This window comes from Micromonospora sp. CNZ280, from assembly GCF_011759515.1.
Genome location: NZ_JAAOYP010000004.1, coordinates 482,079 through 496,645, shown reverse-complemented (window position 1 = coordinate 496,645; position 14,567 = coordinate 482,079). Strand labels below are relative to the sequence as shown.

At 71.6% G+C, this 14,567-nt stretch carries 12 protein-coding genes; 3 read left to right on the top strand and 9 right to left on the bottom strand.

Annotated elements, in window-relative coordinates; translation table 11 throughout:
• Nucleotides 1–5 precede the first annotated feature (5 nt).
• Nucleotides 6–1,949: a hypothetical protein gene (locus FHX32_RS29415; protein WP_208419478.1), complete on the bottom strand. Its 1,944-nt coding sequence runs from the start codon at nucleotides 1,947–1,949 to the stop codon at nucleotides 6–8.
• Nucleotides 1,950–2,182: 233 nt separating this feature from the next.
• Here FHX32_RS29415 and FHX32_RS29410 point away from each other — a divergent pair, with 233 nt between their 5' ends.
• The 3 genes from FHX32_RS29410 to FHX32_RS29400 are packed head-to-tail and all read left to right on the top strand — an operon-like array spanning nucleotide 2,183 to nucleotide 5,244.
• Nucleotides 2,183–3,421, top strand: coding sequence for an ABC transporter substrate-binding protein (locus FHX32_RS29410; RefSeq protein WP_109900318.1), 1,239 nt, complete (start codon nucleotides 2,183–2,185; stop codon nucleotides 3,419–3,421).
• Nucleotides 3,422–3,445: 24 nt separating this feature from the next.
• Nucleotides 3,446–4,354 (top strand): carbohydrate ABC transporter permease, encoded by a 909-nt coding sequence (locus tag FHX32_RS29405; RefSeq protein ID WP_167190438.1) that lies wholly within the window; start codon nucleotides 3,446–3,448, stop codon nucleotides 4,352–4,354.
• Complete coding sequence (locus tag FHX32_RS29400; RefSeq protein ID WP_208419477.1) at nucleotides 4,351–5,244, top strand: carbohydrate ABC transporter permease; 894 nt, start codon at nucleotides 4,351–4,353, stop codon at nucleotides 5,242–5,244. The genes FHX32_RS29405 and FHX32_RS29400 overlap by 4 nt, the downstream gene beginning before the upstream one ends.
• On the opposite strand, the gene FHX32_RS29395 is transcribed toward FHX32_RS29400, so the two are convergent.
• Genes FHX32_RS29395 through FHX32_RS29360 form a run of 8 tightly spaced genes read right to left on the bottom strand, consistent with a single transcriptional unit; the run spans nucleotide 5,234 to nucleotide 14,566 of the window.
• Nucleotides 5,234–6,250: an acetylxylan esterase gene (locus tag FHX32_RS29395; protein WP_167190436.1), complete on the bottom strand. Its 1,017-nt coding sequence runs from the start codon at nucleotides 6,248–6,250 to the stop codon at nucleotides 5,234–5,236. The two genes, FHX32_RS29400 and FHX32_RS29395, sit on opposite strands and share 11 nt — an antisense overlap.
• A 31-nt stretch (nucleotides 6,251–6,281) precedes the next feature.
• The gene (locus FHX32_RS29390) at nucleotides 6,282–7,601 is read right to left on the bottom strand and encodes a transcriptional regulator (protein ID WP_167190433.1); all 1,320 of its coding nucleotides are present in this window, start codon (nucleotides 7,599–7,601) and stop codon (nucleotides 6,282–6,284) included.
• 2 nt (nucleotides 7,602–7,603) lie between these two features.
• Complete coding sequence (locus tag FHX32_RS29385) at nucleotides 7,604–8,845, bottom strand: DegT/DnrJ/EryC1/StrS aminotransferase family protein (RefSeq protein WP_167190430.1); 1,242 nt, start codon at nucleotides 8,843–8,845, stop codon at nucleotides 7,604–7,606.
• Nucleotides 8,842–9,786: a fumarylacetoacetate hydrolase family protein gene (locus FHX32_RS29380; protein ID WP_167190427.1), complete on the bottom strand. Its 945-nt coding sequence runs from the start codon at nucleotides 9,784–9,786 to the stop codon at nucleotides 8,842–8,844. Before FHX32_RS29380 ends, FHX32_RS29385 begins: the two co-directional genes overlap by 4 nt.
• 28 nt (nucleotides 9,787–9,814) lie before the next feature.
• A complete protein-coding gene (locus FHX32_RS29375) occupies nucleotides 9,815–10,618 on the bottom strand; it encodes an amidohydrolase family protein (RefSeq protein WP_167190424.1) in 804 nt (267 codons plus the stop codon).
• The gene (locus FHX32_RS29370; protein WP_208419476.1) at nucleotides 10,615–11,355 is read right to left on the bottom strand and encodes an amidohydrolase family protein; all 741 of its coding nucleotides are present in this window, start codon (nucleotides 11,353–11,355) and stop codon (nucleotides 10,615–10,617) included. The genes FHX32_RS29375 and FHX32_RS29370 overlap by 4 nt, the downstream gene beginning before the upstream one ends.
• A complete protein-coding gene (locus tag FHX32_RS29365; protein ID WP_167190421.1) occupies nucleotides 11,352–12,458 on the bottom strand; it encodes a DegT/DnrJ/EryC1/StrS aminotransferase family protein in 1,107 nt (368 codons plus the stop codon). Before FHX32_RS29365 ends, FHX32_RS29370 begins: the two co-directional genes overlap by 4 nt.
• Nucleotides 12,455–14,566: a heparinase II/III family protein gene (locus FHX32_RS29360; RefSeq protein ID WP_167190418.1), complete on the bottom strand. Its 2,112-nt coding sequence runs from the start codon at nucleotides 14,564–14,566 to the stop codon at nucleotides 12,455–12,457. The genes FHX32_RS29365 and FHX32_RS29360 overlap by 4 nt, the downstream gene beginning before the upstream one ends.
• Nucleotide 14,567 lies beyond the last annotated feature (1 nt).

Sequence of the window (14,567 nt, the reverse complement as noted above, 5' to 3'; positions counted from 1 at the left end):
GACTGTCACCTCCGGCTAGAAATGTCGATCTTGATGAGGTTGCGGCCGCGTAGCGTGTAGAGCGCGCACCCGCACGGGTCGGCGGCGAGCTTCGCGCCGTCGAACCATTCGCCGGCCAGTCCGTCCGCGACGGTGGTCACGGTGAACTTCACCAGGTCCACCTTGTAGACCCGGTTGCCGTCGGTGCCGTAGGCGACCCGGCCCCGGACCACGAGGTCACCGCCGGCGGAGCCGACGCTCACCGTGCGGGTCACCGTGCGCCGGACCGGGTCGACCTCGAAGAAGACCCCCGTGTCGGTCACCCCGTAGATCCGCGACGCGGTATGCCCGAGGTCGGCGATGAAGGCCGCGCCGGGGACCGGCTCGATCTGCCAGGTGACGGCACGGTCATCCAGGTCGAAGGCCGCGAGCCGGGCGGTGGTGGTGACCGGCGGCAGGCCGAACCCCTCCTGGATGTTGGTGCCCAGGTACGCCGTACCGCGGTGGGTGGTCACCGAGTAGACGCTCTGCCGTTCGACTACCGGCCGGCGTACGTCGAGCGTGCCGGCGGCCACGTCGTAGAGCGCCAGGGCGCCGTCGGTCTGCCCGGGCTCCGGCTGGGTCGGCATGACGATCAGGCCGCTGCGCTCGTCGTACACCATGTCCCGCGGCCGGTCCTGCCGGTTGCCGACGCGGGCCAGCAGGTCGGCGTCGGCCTCGCCCGGCGTGTGCCGGTAGAGCAGCGCCTGCGTGTAGACGCCCATATATATCTGGCCGTTCACGGCGGACATCGCCTTCGGTTGGCCCGGCAGGCCCAGCCGGGTCTGTTCATCGGCGGCCAGGTCGTGGATCTGTACGCCGCCCTTGCCGGAGACGTAGACCCGCCGGCCGTCGGAGAGCATCACCATCGGCTGCTCGGCCGAGGCCCGGAAGCCGCGCTGTACGAGGTTTCGGTGGTCGAGCGAGCCGGTGGCGGGGTCGTAGACGAAGACCGCGCCGTCCTGGATGCCGTAGAGCTTGCCGGCGTGGGTCAGCAGTCGAGGCGTGCCCGCTTCGGGGTAGGGGACACCCACTGTCTCGACCTGGCCGGTGGCGAGGTGGTAGCGGTAGAGCGCGCCGGACGGCCGGCCGGTGAAGTAGACGTAGTCGCCGAGGAACTCGGTCGACACGATGTACTTCTCGCCTGGGGCGGTGGCCTTGATGATCCGGTAGTCCGCCGGGTTGCCCTTGTTGAGCACGAGCAGTTCGCCGACGGACGAGATGCCCATGGCGAGGTGGGTGTCACTCATCGACATGCTGGCGACGAAGTCGCGGCTGCTCAGCTCGGCGGGCAGGATCTCCCGCTTGGCGCCGGTGGCGCGGTCGATGGCGACCAGGCGGGCATGGGCGCCGACGCCGGCGTAGACGGTGGTGGCGTCGGCGGCGATGCTGCGCACGTATTGCTCGCCGGGGCTGGCGACGCCGAAGTCGCGGGTGGCACCGCTGGCCGGGTCGTACTCGGCGACCCGCCCGGTGGGGGAGAAGCCCAGGTAGATCTTGCCGTCCGGGGACGCGGCCACGTTCCAGATGAAGTCGTCGGCGAACGACGCGACCTTGGTGACCGCGCCGCTGACGGTGTCGACGCGGTAGAGGTCGGACGGGACGTGGGTGCCGACGTACAGGTCGGTGCCGACCTTGGTCATTGCCCACGCGCCGATCCCGGTCGGGATGTCGTGGTGGGCGGTCACGGTGTCGCTGACGGTGTCGTACGCGCCGACGGTGTTCGGCGCCAGGCCCCGCGTCACCGCGTAGAGCGTGTCGCCAACGAACTCGGCGTTGCCGAGGGCATTGGTGACGCTGGCCGGACCGTAGTCGGTGATGGTGCCCTCGGCTGGCGTGTCCGCCTGGCTCGGTGCGGTGCTCAGCGTCACCGCGAGGCCGGCGGCGGCGAGGACGGCGATCGTTCGGGAGAAGGAACGGGGGATGACCATGCATTGACCTCCTGAGATCAGCGCTTGGCGTCAATGTATAGCGGACCAGACCGAAATCACAGGGTCAAATGTGGTCGGTCATGACGCAGACGCGCCATCCGAACTGGTTTCGATGCTCGCTCAGCTTGTCGCGATGCATGGGTCAACCGTGGACACTCGGCACGACCCGTTGACGTGAATCAATAGTGGAACTACGGTCTGGCCCGTAACCCGATGACACGAGAGGTGAGCGTATGGCTCCACGCAGAGTTGCCGCGGCATTGCTCGCATCCCTGGCCGTCGCCACCGGGGCGACCGCCTGCGGGTCGGGGGGCGGCGGTTCCGACTCGACCGTCACGATGTGGATCTACCCGATCATCGCCGACGAGGCGAAGCATCGGGCCTTCTGGGACGACACGATCAAGACATTCGAGGCCGCCAACTCCGGCACCAAGGTCAAGGTCAACATCTACCCCTGGGCCAACCGGGAGCAGCAGCTCACCGCAGCCATCGCTGCCGGCAAGGGGCCAGACGCCGTCTACATGATCCCGGACCAGTTGCCGAAGTTCTACGCGCAGAACGCGCTCGAGCCGCTCGACAAGCACCTGCCGGCGGACGCGAAGGCCGACTACCGGGAGAACGTGACCCGATCGGTCACGGTCGACGGGAAGATCGTCGGAGCGCCCATCCTGATGAGCGTCGTCGCCACGCTCTGCGACAAGCGGGTGTTCGAGGCCGCCGGCGTGACGGACTACCCGAAGACCTGGGACGACCTGCTCGCGCTCGGCCCGACCTTCAAGGCCAAGGGCTTCGACGTCACCGCGATCCCCTACGCCGACGGCATCAACCAGGTCGTCTACCCCTTGCTGTGGCAGGCAGGCGGCAAGACCTTCTCCGCTGACGGAAAGAAGGTCGTGTTCGACGACCCGGCGGGTGTCGAAGCGGTCACCTTCATGCGCAAGCTCGTCGAGGCCGAGTACGTGGAGAAGGCGCTGATCACCCAGCAGCTCGCCATCGAGCAGACCAGGATGGCGCAGGGCAAGGTCGCCTGCACCTACTCGCACGCCCCGTCGACCATGATCGACCTGTGGGGCAAGGAAAACGTGGTGACGCAGCCCCCGCTGCAGAACAAGACGCAGGACACCTACGGCACGGTCGGCTCGTTCTCGATGCTCAAGGGATCGAAGAACAAGGACGCCACCGCGAAGTGGATCAACTACATCACCAGCGCCGAGGTGATGGGCGCCTACGACAAGGCCTCCGGCTACTTCGCCCCGCGCAAGTCCGTGCCGGCGCTCTACGCCGACGACCCGGTGCTCGGCCCGGCCGAGCAGTTGCTGAACTTCGCCTCCCCAGGCGAACTCCACGTGAAGGCGCGTGACGTCCAGGGCGTGCTGAGGTCGGAGGTGCAGGCCGCGCTGATCGGCCAGAAGAGCCCCGAAGAGGCCCTGAAGGAAGCGGCCAAGCAGGCCAACCAGCTGCTCGGCTCATAGCACGGCAATCGGAAGGAGCAATTCGTGGCAACGCTCGAGATCGCCGGCCCGGACCCGGGACGGGCACGGCGGGCACGTCGACGCAAGGACGCCCTGATCGGGCTCGCCTTCGTCCTGCCCTGCCTGCTGCTCTTCCTGGCCTTCCGGTTCGGGCCGGCGATCGCGGGCATCCTGCTCAGCTTCTTCGACTACACGATCGGCGGCGGGGCCACCTGGCGAGGGCTCGACCACTACGAACGCCTCGTCGACGATCCGGCCTTCTGGGCGGCGCTGCGGGTCACCATCGTCTACACGTTGATCAGTGTGCCGCTGTCGATGGTGGCCGCGACCGGGATGGCGCTGCTGACCCGGCGGGCGTTCCGCGGCGTGCGGTTCTTCCGCTCGGTCTTCTTCCTGCCGTCCGTGACCAGCATCGTGCTCGCCGGCGTCGTGTTCGGCTGGATCTTCTCCCCGCAGGGCCCCTGGCCCATGCTCATGGGCTGGCTCGGCCTGCCGCGAGACTGGCTGGGCAGCACCGCGCTCGTCCTGCCAGCCGTCGCCGTGCTCGCCGTCTGGGGGCGCTACGGCTTCGACATGCTCATCATCCTCGCCCGGATGCACGACGTGCCGAAGGAGACCGAGGAGGCGGCAGTCGTGGACGGTGCGGGACCGTTGCAGCGGTTCTGGCGGGTGACGTTGCCGCAACTGCGGCCGGCCCTGTTCTTCGTCGCCGTCCTCGACACGATCAATTCGTTCCAGGTGTTCGACTCGGTGTATGTGCTCACCGGCGGCGGGCCGGGCCGCGGTTCCTACTCGCTGGTCTACATGCTCTACGACCAGGGCTTCACCTACTTCGACCTCGGCTACGCCAGCGCGGTCGGGGTGGCTCTGTTCGTGCTCACGCTGGTCATCGCACTGGTCCAGCGCCTCATCTTCGGGGGGAAGAACACGTGACTGTCGATACCCGCCCGCACGCCCGGACCGCCGCCGCGCCGGCCCGGCCGCCAGCCGTACGGCGCCGCCTGCCCCTGGCGTCCCGGCTGGGTCGCGGTGCCACCGCGCTGCTGCTCGTGCTGGCCACGTTCGTGACGCTGTTTCCCTTCTACGCGATGGTCGTGCTGTCCCTCAAGCCGCAGGGATTCGTCGAGATCCCGCGCAGTCTCGTCCCGTGGCCCTTGACCGCCGAGCAGTACGAGCGAATCTTCGCCGCCGACGGACTGACCCGCTGGGCACTCAACACGACCGTCTACTCGGTCGTCGGGGTCGTCTTCGTGCTCCTGCTGTCCTCGCTGGCCGGATACGGCTTCGCCAAGAAGCGTTTCCCCGGCCGGGAGGTGATGTTCTGGTCGTTCCTGGCGATGCTGATGGTGCCCTACCAGATCACCCTCATCCCGCTGTTCATCCTCATCGCCAAGGCGGGCGGCGTGGACACCTACTGGGGGATGGTGGTCCCGACGCTCGCCAACGCGACCGGGGTGTTCCTCCTGCGCCAGTTCATCAGCACCATCCCCGACGAACTCATCGAGGCCGCCCGCCTGGACGGCTGCTCGGACTGGTGGATCTACTGGCGGATCGTGCTCCCATTGTGCAAGCCGATCCTGGCCACCCTCGGCATCTTCGTCTTCCTCTGGCACTGGAACGACTTCCTGTGGCCGCTGCTGGTCGGACAGGACACCAGCATGCAGACGCTGACCGTCGGGGTCGCCGGGCTGCACAAGCAAAACGTGCCGCTCAACGCCGTGATGGCCGGCGCGGTGGTTGCCTCGGTGCCACTGACCGTCGCCTACCTCTTCGGTCAGCGCTATCTCACCGAGGGTGTCATGTCCTCGGGCATCAAGGGTTGAGCCACCGCTCGAGAAAGGCGTACGCGGCCAGCCGGGCGGATGCCGGGAAGTCGTGCCCGCCGTCGCCGGCCAGGAACTCGCCCCGCCGCGGGTGACCGAGGGCGTGGTACAGCCTGCTGAGCTGTGCCGTCCCGGCTGCGATGGCCGCCCAGTTCGGAAAGATCTCGTCCTGCCGCGCCGACCAGCTGAACATCGGGCGCGGCGCGACGAGCGCCGCGATCTCGTGCCACTCGAACGGCACCGTGCCGGCCGTCAGGTCCGCGGTGAGCGGTGGCAGATGGGAGAACCAGTCCCGCTCGCCCCACCGGCCCGGGTCTGGGTCGTCGGCGAACACGCTGAACCCGCAACTCACGGCGACGGCTCGGATCCGTGGGTCGAGCCCGGCCAGGAAGATCGCGTTGTATCCGCCCAGCGAGTGACCGATCGCGCCGATGCGGTCCGGGTCGACCACGTCGAGAGTGCGCAGCAGTTCGACCGCCTGCACGTGGTCGACGAGCATGCGGCCGACCGCGGTCCAGCCCGGATTGCGCGCGTAGAAGCCGGCGGTGTGGAACGGCTGCTCGCCGTCGCGGATCCGGTCACCCGCGGTGATGGCGTCGGCGGCGAGCACAACGAAGCCACGTTGGACGAGTTCCAGTCCGTACCGCCGGTTGGGCCGACCGGCGGCGGTCGCGACGTCCACCTTGCCGGTGTCGACCGTCGGGTGCAGGGCGAGCACCGCAGGCGCCGGGCGGTCGGCCGCCGCATGGTGCGGCACCAGCAGGATGGCCGGCACCTGCTCGCCCCCGGGTGCGTCGTAGACCAGGTGCCGCCGGACGTGGTCCGCCTCGTGGTGCTCGGCGACGACCGTCTGGCGCACCGCGACGGGCCCGGGCAACGGGCCGAGGCAGCGCCGCCACACCCGCTCGATCGCCGCGCGGGCGCCGGCCCACTGTGCCTCACCCCCGCCGTCCGGCAGGAGCGGCGGCACGGTCTCGGCGCGCAGGTCCGCGAGACGGTACGCCATGAGGAGCCTCCCAATCGGATTCGGGGGACGCTCAGCCGAGCCGCTCGAGCATCAGGCGGTACGACTGGCGCGGCCGGCCCGGGCCGGTGGTCCGCGCCGGGGGCATCTGCCACGCCAGGCCGAGCTCGGACAGGGTGTTCAGCAGCCGGCGGGCTGCCCGCGGGGTGATCTGGAGAAGGTCCGCGACGGTGGAGGCGTCCACGACCACCGGCCCCGACTGCGGCAGTCGCGCGGCGGACCGCATCGCGGTGACCAGCCGGCGCAGGGTCGCGACGGCCTTGGTCCGCGCTTCCTTCTGCGCCGCCATCCGCACCCGAGGTCGCGACGGCAGCAGCAGGACGTGCCCATCGTGCCCGACTAGGTAGCTGTCGTGCTCGCCGTCGGTGCGGGACCGGCCCAGGGCCGTCCGCGCGTTGGCCTCGGCCTCCCGCGCGGTCGCCCCCAGCCCGATGCCCAGCTCGATGTCGATCCCGAGCTCGGCTCGGACCCGCTCGACGAACGGCGGGACCGCGAAGTCGTCGGTCGCCGCGACGAGGGAGCCGAGTGTGGCGACCACGTAGTAGCTGCGCTCGTCCCGCGGCAGCACCGTCGCGCCCATCCCGCGCGCCTCGTCGAGCAGCAGGCCCTGCAGGGCCAGCCGGAGCGCGCCGAAGTCACCACCCGTCACCGGCGCCTCGACGATGCCGACGGCGATCTGTGACTCCTCCAGCCGGCTGCCGAGCCCGAGCAGCAGCGCCGTCCGCAGTGCGACGCGCACGGTCGCCTTGGTGGGCCGGACGAGCAGCACGGGCACCTCGGCCGCGGCGAGCCGCTGCGCCACCGAACGCACACTGGTCAGGGCGAGGGTGGTGGTGCCGGAGCGGTGGAGCTCCGCGTGGAACGACTCGAACGCGCTGGGCGAGGAGGGATCGGAGTACTCCAGGACGGAGACGTCGTCGGCGGGGACCCCGATCTCGCTGTAGGCCTCGTCGACCTCCCGCCGCGGCACCGAGTCGATGCTGACCCGGCGCAGGTCGTACCCGCCGTCGAGGACCGCACGCAGCAGCGTGCCGTACAGCGCGGATCCGGAGAGTGGAACGAAGGTGGCTGGCACGCTGAGGGCACCCGCCTCCCGCGCCAGGTCGTATGGCAGGGGGCCGGCGAAGAGGCACACGTCGAGCTCGGGCTGGACCCGGGCCAGGTCCCGGGCGATGTCTGCCTCGTGTTCGTAGGCCACGGCGACGAGCCGGAAGTCGACGGGCCCGTCGGCGAAGTCCGCACCGAGGTGCATGGTGGTGGCCACCACGTCGGCGGTGCCGACGACGCCGACGGTCAGCTTGTAGCCGAGCCCCTCCGAACTCGCCTCCCGCACCGTCACACTCCTATCTCAGCACCTGGGTGCAGACTACCCACGCGCAGCCGGTGGTGGACGCGCACGAAGTCCTCCGCGATCGCGTCCACGTCGCCGTCGGTGTACGCCTCGTTCCAGTGCAACACCAGCAGGGTCCGGCCGATCAGCCGCTCTGCGCGCGGGCACAGACCGGGTCCGTAGCGGAACTCGACGCGGGCCGGCGGGCTGGTGAACGGGAAGCCGGATCCACCGTACAGGCGCCGCTGCGCGATGGCCGGATACCCGTACACCGGCTGGTCGAGGTAGCCGGCGGACACCGGTACGCCCTCGGCGGCGAGCGCCTTGGCGTACGCCTGGTTGTCCGCCCCCGCCGCGTCCACGTCCAGCACGACGGGCAACAGCCACACGGCGTGCCGGTCGAGGTCGGCCGGCACGCGGATCCCGGCCAGCGGGCGCAGCGCCTCGGCGAGGCGTCGGGCGGTGTGCCGCCGGCGCTCTACCACGGAGGGCAGCTTGACGAGCTGGACACGGGCGACCGCCGCCTGCAGTTCGGTCATCCGGTAGTTCATCCCGAACGACAGATGGGTGCGCTCGCCGGTGGCCCGGGGCCAGCCCTTGTCCGCGAACAGCCGCATCGCGGCGGCGAACTGCGGGTCGGCGCTGACCGCGAGGCCACCGTCGCCGCAGGTGATGTGCTTGTACTGCTGCAACGAGAAGCAGCTGGCGTGCCCCACGGTGCCGGCGAGGCGGCCGTCGGGCAGCGCCGTGAGGTACGCCTGCGCGCAGTCCTCGATCAGGGCGACGCCGTACTGGTCGGCGATCTCGCGCAGCGTGTCGACCGGTGCGGCTGCGCCGAACAGGTGCACGGCGACGATCGCCCGGGTCCGGCCGGAGATCAGGGACTCGACGCTGACCGGGTCGAGCACGCCGGTTTCCGGGTCGACATCGGCGAAGACCGGTACCGCGTTCTGCGCCAGGATCGGGATGACGGTGCCGAAGTCGGTCAGCGGGGTGGTGATGATCTCGTCCCCGGGCGCCGGGTCGACCGCGCCGACGGCCAGGTGCAGGGCGGCGGTCCCGGAGGAGCAGGCCACCGCGTGCTCGACGCCGAGCAGCGTGGCGAACTCGTGCTCCAGAGCGGGGGTCTGGGTGCCGCCGACGGTGAAGTTGAGTTTTCCGGAGGCGATGACCTCGGCCAGCGCCGCTGTCTCCGCGTCGCCCAAGCTGCGTCCGGCCGGCTCCGCGGCGCTCGGATAGTGCCTCACGACCGCACCGCCTCTCCGCCGGTGGCGGCGGCCACCTCGGCCGGCCTGGTCGCGGCCCCGCCGGCTCCGGTCGCCGGCCTGGCCTCGAACACCACTCGGTTGCGCAGCACGCCGAGGTCCCCGACCCGCACCTCGACGGTCGACCCGTCCGGCACCGGCCCGATGCCCTCCGGCGTGCCGGTGGCGATCACGTCGCCCGGTTCCAGCGTCATCACCGCGCTGAGCCGGATCAGCAGCTCACCGACCCCGAAGATCATCTGGTCCGTGCGGCCCCGCTGGCGCAGCTCGCCGTCGACCCGCACCTCCAGGTCGAGGGCCTGCGGATCGGGGACCTCGTCGGTGGTCACCAGCCACGGGCCCAGCGGCCCGTAGCCGTCGATGCTCTTGGACAGGTCCCACGGGTGCCGCGCCTCGATGTCCTCCAGTTGCAGGTCGCGGGCGGTCAGGTCGTTGCAGATCGTGTACCCGGCGGTCGCGTCGCGCCAGGTGGAGGCGGTGAGGTGCCGCGACCTGCGCCCGATCACCACCGCCAGCTCACCTTCATGATCGATGCGCCGGGTCAGCGGCGGCACGGTCACGTCGCAGCCGTGGCCGACGAGGGTGTTTGGGCCCTTCAGAAAGATGACCGGCCGGGCCGGTGGGGTGAACCCGCCCTCCTGGGCGTGTGCCCGATAGTTCAACGCCAGGCAGATCATCTTGGGCACCGGCCAGACGGGAGGCCCGAGCGGCGTCTGGCTCAGCCGCCGCACGACGTCACCGTCGGGTCCCGCCGCCGCCCGGGCCTCGGCGGCGGCCTGCCAGCGCCGCCGCTGCGCGTCGGGCAGCATCGCCACCGCCACCGGGCCGGCGTGTAGTCCAAGCGCGTCGGCGCGCACCACCAGGTCGCCGACGCCGATGCCGACCCGGAGTCCATCCGGGGTGGGTAGTCCGGCGATTCTCATCGTCCATCCTTTGCGGTAGCAGATGCGGTCAGGGTCGCGGTGGGAGCAGCGCCGCGAAGGCGCCGCCGAGCACGGTTACCCGGTCGGCCAGGGGCAGGTCGGCGAAGAGCACCCGGCCGATCGAGTACCGCAGGTCGATGAACGGGAAGTCGGAGCCGTAGATGACCCGGTGCGCGCCCAGTTCGCCGACGAGCCGCGCCAGCGACCGACCGGTGAAGAAGGAGCCGCAGATCTCCGGGTAGAGGTTCGGGTGCCGGCGGGCCAGCTCGATGACCGTGTCGAAGCCGGCCGGCAGGGCACCGGCGTGCCCGAGCAGGATCGCCACGTCGGGATGGCGTTCGGCGACGGCGGCGAGCAGGGACGGATCGTCGTACGGCGAGCCGGTCCAGGTGTGGCTGAGCACCGGGCGCCCGGTGCGCGCCGCGAACTCCCACGCCGGCCGGTACGCCGGTCCGGTCACCGGGTACTCGTGCAGGCTCGGGTGCAGCTTGATCCCGACGAACGCCGGGTCGTCGGCCCACCGGGCCACCTCGACCTCCGGATCCTGGTGCGGATTCACCGTCAGGTAGCCGCCGAGCCGGTCCGGATGGGCGCGGACGGCGGCGGCGGTGGCGGCGTTACCGTCGGCGGCGTCCAGCTCGATGGCCAGGCACGAGGACAGCACGGCGTAGTCGACCCCGCACCGGTCCATCAGCCGCACCATCGTTTCCGCCGACGGGTCCGGGATGAAGAACCGGCTGTACGGGCCGAGGTGGGCGTGGGCGTCGATCACGCCGGTTCCGGTCAGCGGTGCCCGGTTGCGGACGGCCTCCGTGAGCGGATCGGCGGTCACCACAGCTCCCCCCCGATGAGCCGGCGCAGGTTGCCGGCACCGATCGCGGCGACCTCCGCGTCGCCGAGTTCGGACCAGAGCAGCCGGGTCACCGCGTCGGCCGGGTCCCGGGCCGGCAGGCCCGTGCCGAACAGCAACCGGCCCGTCCCGAACCGCTCCACCAGCCACTCGAGTGCGAGATGGGCGCCGAGATAGGACAGCTCGACGTGCACGTTGGGGGTACGGACGAGGACGCCGGCGAGCCGGCGCAGCGCCCGGTAGCCGATCTGGCACACCACCACCGGCAGGGCGGGTCGGGCCGCGGCAATCGCCTCGATCTCGGCCAGCGGTGCCTGATCGGCGTCGACGAGCAGCGGAAGTCGCGCCGCCGCCAGCGCGTCCAGCAGCGGCGCGACGTCGGGCCCGGCGAGGTCGTAGCCGTGGTCGGCCGGGTAGAGACGTACGGCGGCGACGCCGTGACGGCGCACGACGGCCACGAACTGCGCCGGCGGCGGCACCTCCCCGCAGCCGTCCGGCAGGCCGACCCACGCGGGTCGTAGTCGCGGCTCGCCAGCGACCTCGGCCAGCAGCTGGGCGTTGCCGGTGACGGGGTCGTGGCGCCAGGCGGCGGTGTGAGCGACCACCGCCGCCTCGATACCAAAGCGGTCCATCACCTTGGTCAGCGCCGCGACCGTCCCCTCGCCGGCGGGGGCGGAGGGGAGCCGGCCGAGCATCGCGTTGCAGTCGAACAGGTTCACTGATGCGCCTTTTCCACGGCGCTCACCACGTCGACGATCCGTTCGAGCGGGGCCAACAACAGTTCGTGCGGCAACCACACGGTCTCCCGGCAGGCCCGCTCGGTCTCCGGCAGATGCACCGTCGCGTACCGGTCGGCGAACAGCGGCTGCCGATAGAGCGGCACCGGATAGCCCGGCACCGCCGGGACGCCGAGGCCCCGCAGCGCCGTGACGAACTCGCCGACGGGCCCCCGGTCGTACCGGAACAGGTAGAGGTGGTGGGCGTGCACCGTGGCCCACCCCGCCCGCCCCTGCGGCGTCACCATGCCGCTCAGCTGCTCGTCGAGGTAGCCGGCCGCGGCCTCGCGCGCGCGTACCTGGTCGGGCAGCCGGTCCAGGCCCACGCCGAGCAGCGCCGCCTGCATCGCCGTCATCCGGGAGTTCCAGCCGAGGACATGGTGCTCGTACCAGGCGCCCCCGGTCACCCGGCCCTGGTTGCGCAGCGAGCGGATCCGCTCGGCGAGGGCGTCGTCGTTGGTCGTCAGCGCGCCGCCCTCGCCCGCGGTCAGGTTCTTCGAGCCCTGGAACGACCAGGAGCCGAGATCGGCGAGCGCCCCGACCGGCCGGTCGCGGTGCCGGGCGCCGTGGGCGTGCGCCGCGTCCTCGACGAGCGCCAGCGCGTGCCGCCGGCACAGCGCGCCGATCGCGTCGAGGTCCGCCGGGTGCCCGCCGAGGTGCACCACGATGACCGCCGCGGTCCGTGGGGTGACGGCGGCGTCGACCGCCGCCGGGTCGAGGCAGTAGGTGTCCGGGTCGATGTCCGCGAAGACCGGCGTAGCGCCGGCCAGGGCGACTGCGGTGGCGGTGGCGAGGAAGGTGTACGCCGGCACGATCACCTCGTCGCCGGGCCCGACCCCTAGGGCGCGCAGCCCGAGCAGCAGGGCGTCCGTGCCGTTGGCGACGCAGAGCGCGTGCCGCGCGCCGGTGGACGCGGCCCAGCGCTGCTCGAAGGCGGTGACTGCGGGCGCGTCCACCCCGTTCCACCGGCCGGAGTCGAGTACGGCCCGGACCGCATCGAGGTCGGCCTCCGTCCACTGGGGCCAGGTGGGCCAGCTGTCTGTCATACGTCCCCCTCGCAGTCGATTTCCACGGTCCACCGGCCCGCGGCCGGCAGCGTGATCCGGCTCCCGCCGTCGGTCACGGCGGGATTGATCGGCACGCCGTCGAGCCGGGTGCGGCCCTGCGCGGCCATCCAGACGTGGTGCCGGCCGGCGACGTCCACGGTCACCGTCCAGCGGTGTCCGACGATGCTCAGCCCCAGCGTGTCGGCCCCGCCCCGCACCAGGTGCCGGCCGTCGTGCCGGATCGCCTCGCCAGCCCAGGCCGCGGCGGCGCGGAGCCGGCCGGCGCGCAGCCGCACCAACGAGGTGGGCCCGAGCAGGTCCACGCCCCGGGAATGCGCGACGCGCAGCACCTGGTCGCCGCCCTGCGACAGGGTCACTTCGGGGCGGTGGACGGCGTACGGCACCAGCACGTGCCGGGTGCGGCCGGCCGGGTAGTGCAGCGTGAGCCCGTGCAGCGTCGCGGGTGTGGGCCCGCCGGCGCCATCGGGGACGCGAGTCGGACCGGTGTCGGTGCGTACCGCCTCCGGCAGGCCCACCGGGAGCACGAGGAGGCCGGGGCCGACCTCCTGGTGCAAGCCCGTGGCGGGGTCACCGGTCCACGGCGCGAGCGCACCGAGCCGCCATTCGTACGGGCCGCCCTGGTAGTCGTCGCCCACCACCCAGTAGACCGGATCGTCGCGCAGCAGCAGCACCGACCGGCGGTGCGGGACCCCCCAGCCGGGGTGCGCGGCCACGAGCAGGTCGCACTCCGGCAGCAGCACCTGCGTCTCGATCCGGGCGTCGTGGTCCTCGCCGACGTCCCGCTCGCCCGCGCGGATGGTGTTGTGCGCCCGCGTGGCGCGGTACCAGCTCTGGTATCGGGGGTCGTCGTAGCTGTCCGGCCCGCCGGCCTCCCAGGCCAACGGCGCGCCGTGCCCCCAGATCACCAGGTCCAGTGCGGCGTGGTGACTGTGGCTCTCCAGTTCGTGCTCGATGTACGGCCCGCAGTTGACCACGCCGTGGTGCCCACCGGTGCGCAGCACCGCGAACTTGCTCTGCGGCAGGACGACGGAGGGACCGGGGACCGGCTCGGGTGACGTGGCGGGCAGGTCCCGCGGTTCGAGCCAGGCCAGGGTCTCGGCGATCCGCTCGGGCGGTAGGTGCCGCCGGGCGACGGCCAGGTACGCCGGGTCGCCGTAGAGGTGCCAGCCACGCAGCAGCGGCTCGGCGACGTGGGCCAGGTGGGAGTCGTTGAACGGCGGGATCACCCCACCGGGGGTGGTCATCGCCAGCAGCCAGTCGTGCATCGCGCGCAGCCGCGGGTGGGCGCGCAGGCTGTCGTCGCGCAGCGCGGCGTTCTGCAGCGCAGCCAGGCACATCAGGTGGTACGAGGGGCTGCGTTCGTAGTGTCCACCGTCGGCGTACACGTCTAGGACGAGGTGCTCATGCAGCCGTGCGCGGGCCACCGCGGCCCAGGCCGCCGCCTCGGCGAACTCGGGCAGGAACGCGGCGATCTCGGCGAGCACAGCGCAGCCGGCGAGCTGCCAGTTGCCGTGCCGGAAGGTGTCGTGCTCCTCGGCCAACCAGCGGGCCCCGCCGAGCAGCGTGGCGACCAGCCGGTGCCAGGTCCGCTCTTCGAGTTCGTGGCCGAGCGTGTGCAACGCCGCCATCAGGACCTGGGAGCGGCTGGCGACCCCGAGGGTGTACCAGACGACATCCAGCCCAGGCCACTCACCGCGTACCTGGTCACGGTCGCGGTACCAGTCGTCCAGGATCGCCGCGAACCGCTCGGCGTAGCGCCGGTCGCGGGTGAGCGCGTACCCCTGCACCAGCGGATTCGCCCAGTACAGGTAGTGGAAGCCGTACAGGCCGGACCGTCCGTGCGTGGGATCGAGGAAGTCGACGGGTTGGTCCAGCAGTTTCTCGGCCTCCGCCAGCACCTCGCTGGCGCGCGGGGTGTCCGCGACCTGCGCGGCCCACCGCAGCGGGTCGCGCACGGGCGCGACATCGGTACGCGAGTCCAGATGGGCGCGCAGATCCACCACCCGCGCCGCGGCGGCGAGCGCGTCGGCGGTGATGTGCCGCATGCGCTCCTCGTCGACGTGCGGCGGTTTCTCCACCAGCGACATG

Bases quoted from the DNA above. Each gene is read 5' to 3' on its own strand.
- FHX32_RS29415 (WP_208419478.1), bottom strand. From the start codon at position 1,949: ATGGTCATCCCCCGTTCCTTCTCCCGAACGATCGCCGTCCTCGCCGCC.
- FHX32_RS29410 (WP_109900318.1), top strand. From the start codon at position 2,183: ATGGCTCCACGCAGAGTTGCCGCGGCATTGCTCGCATCCCTGGCCGTC.
- FHX32_RS29395 (WP_167190436.1), bottom strand. From the start codon at position 6,250: ATGGCGTACCGTCTCGCGGACCTGCGCGCCGAGACCGTGCCGCCGCTC.
- FHX32_RS29380 (WP_167190427.1), bottom strand. From the start codon at position 9,786: ATGAGAATCGCCGGACTACCCACCCCGGATGGACTCCGGGTCGGCATC.
- FHX32_RS29365 (WP_167190421.1), bottom strand. From the start codon at position 12,458: ATGACAGACAGCTGGCCCACCTGGCCCCAGTGGACGGAGGCCGACCTC.
- FHX32_RS29360 (WP_167190418.1), bottom strand. From the start codon at position 14,566: ATGTCGCTGGTGGAGAAACCGCCGCACGTCGACGAGGAGCGCATGCGG.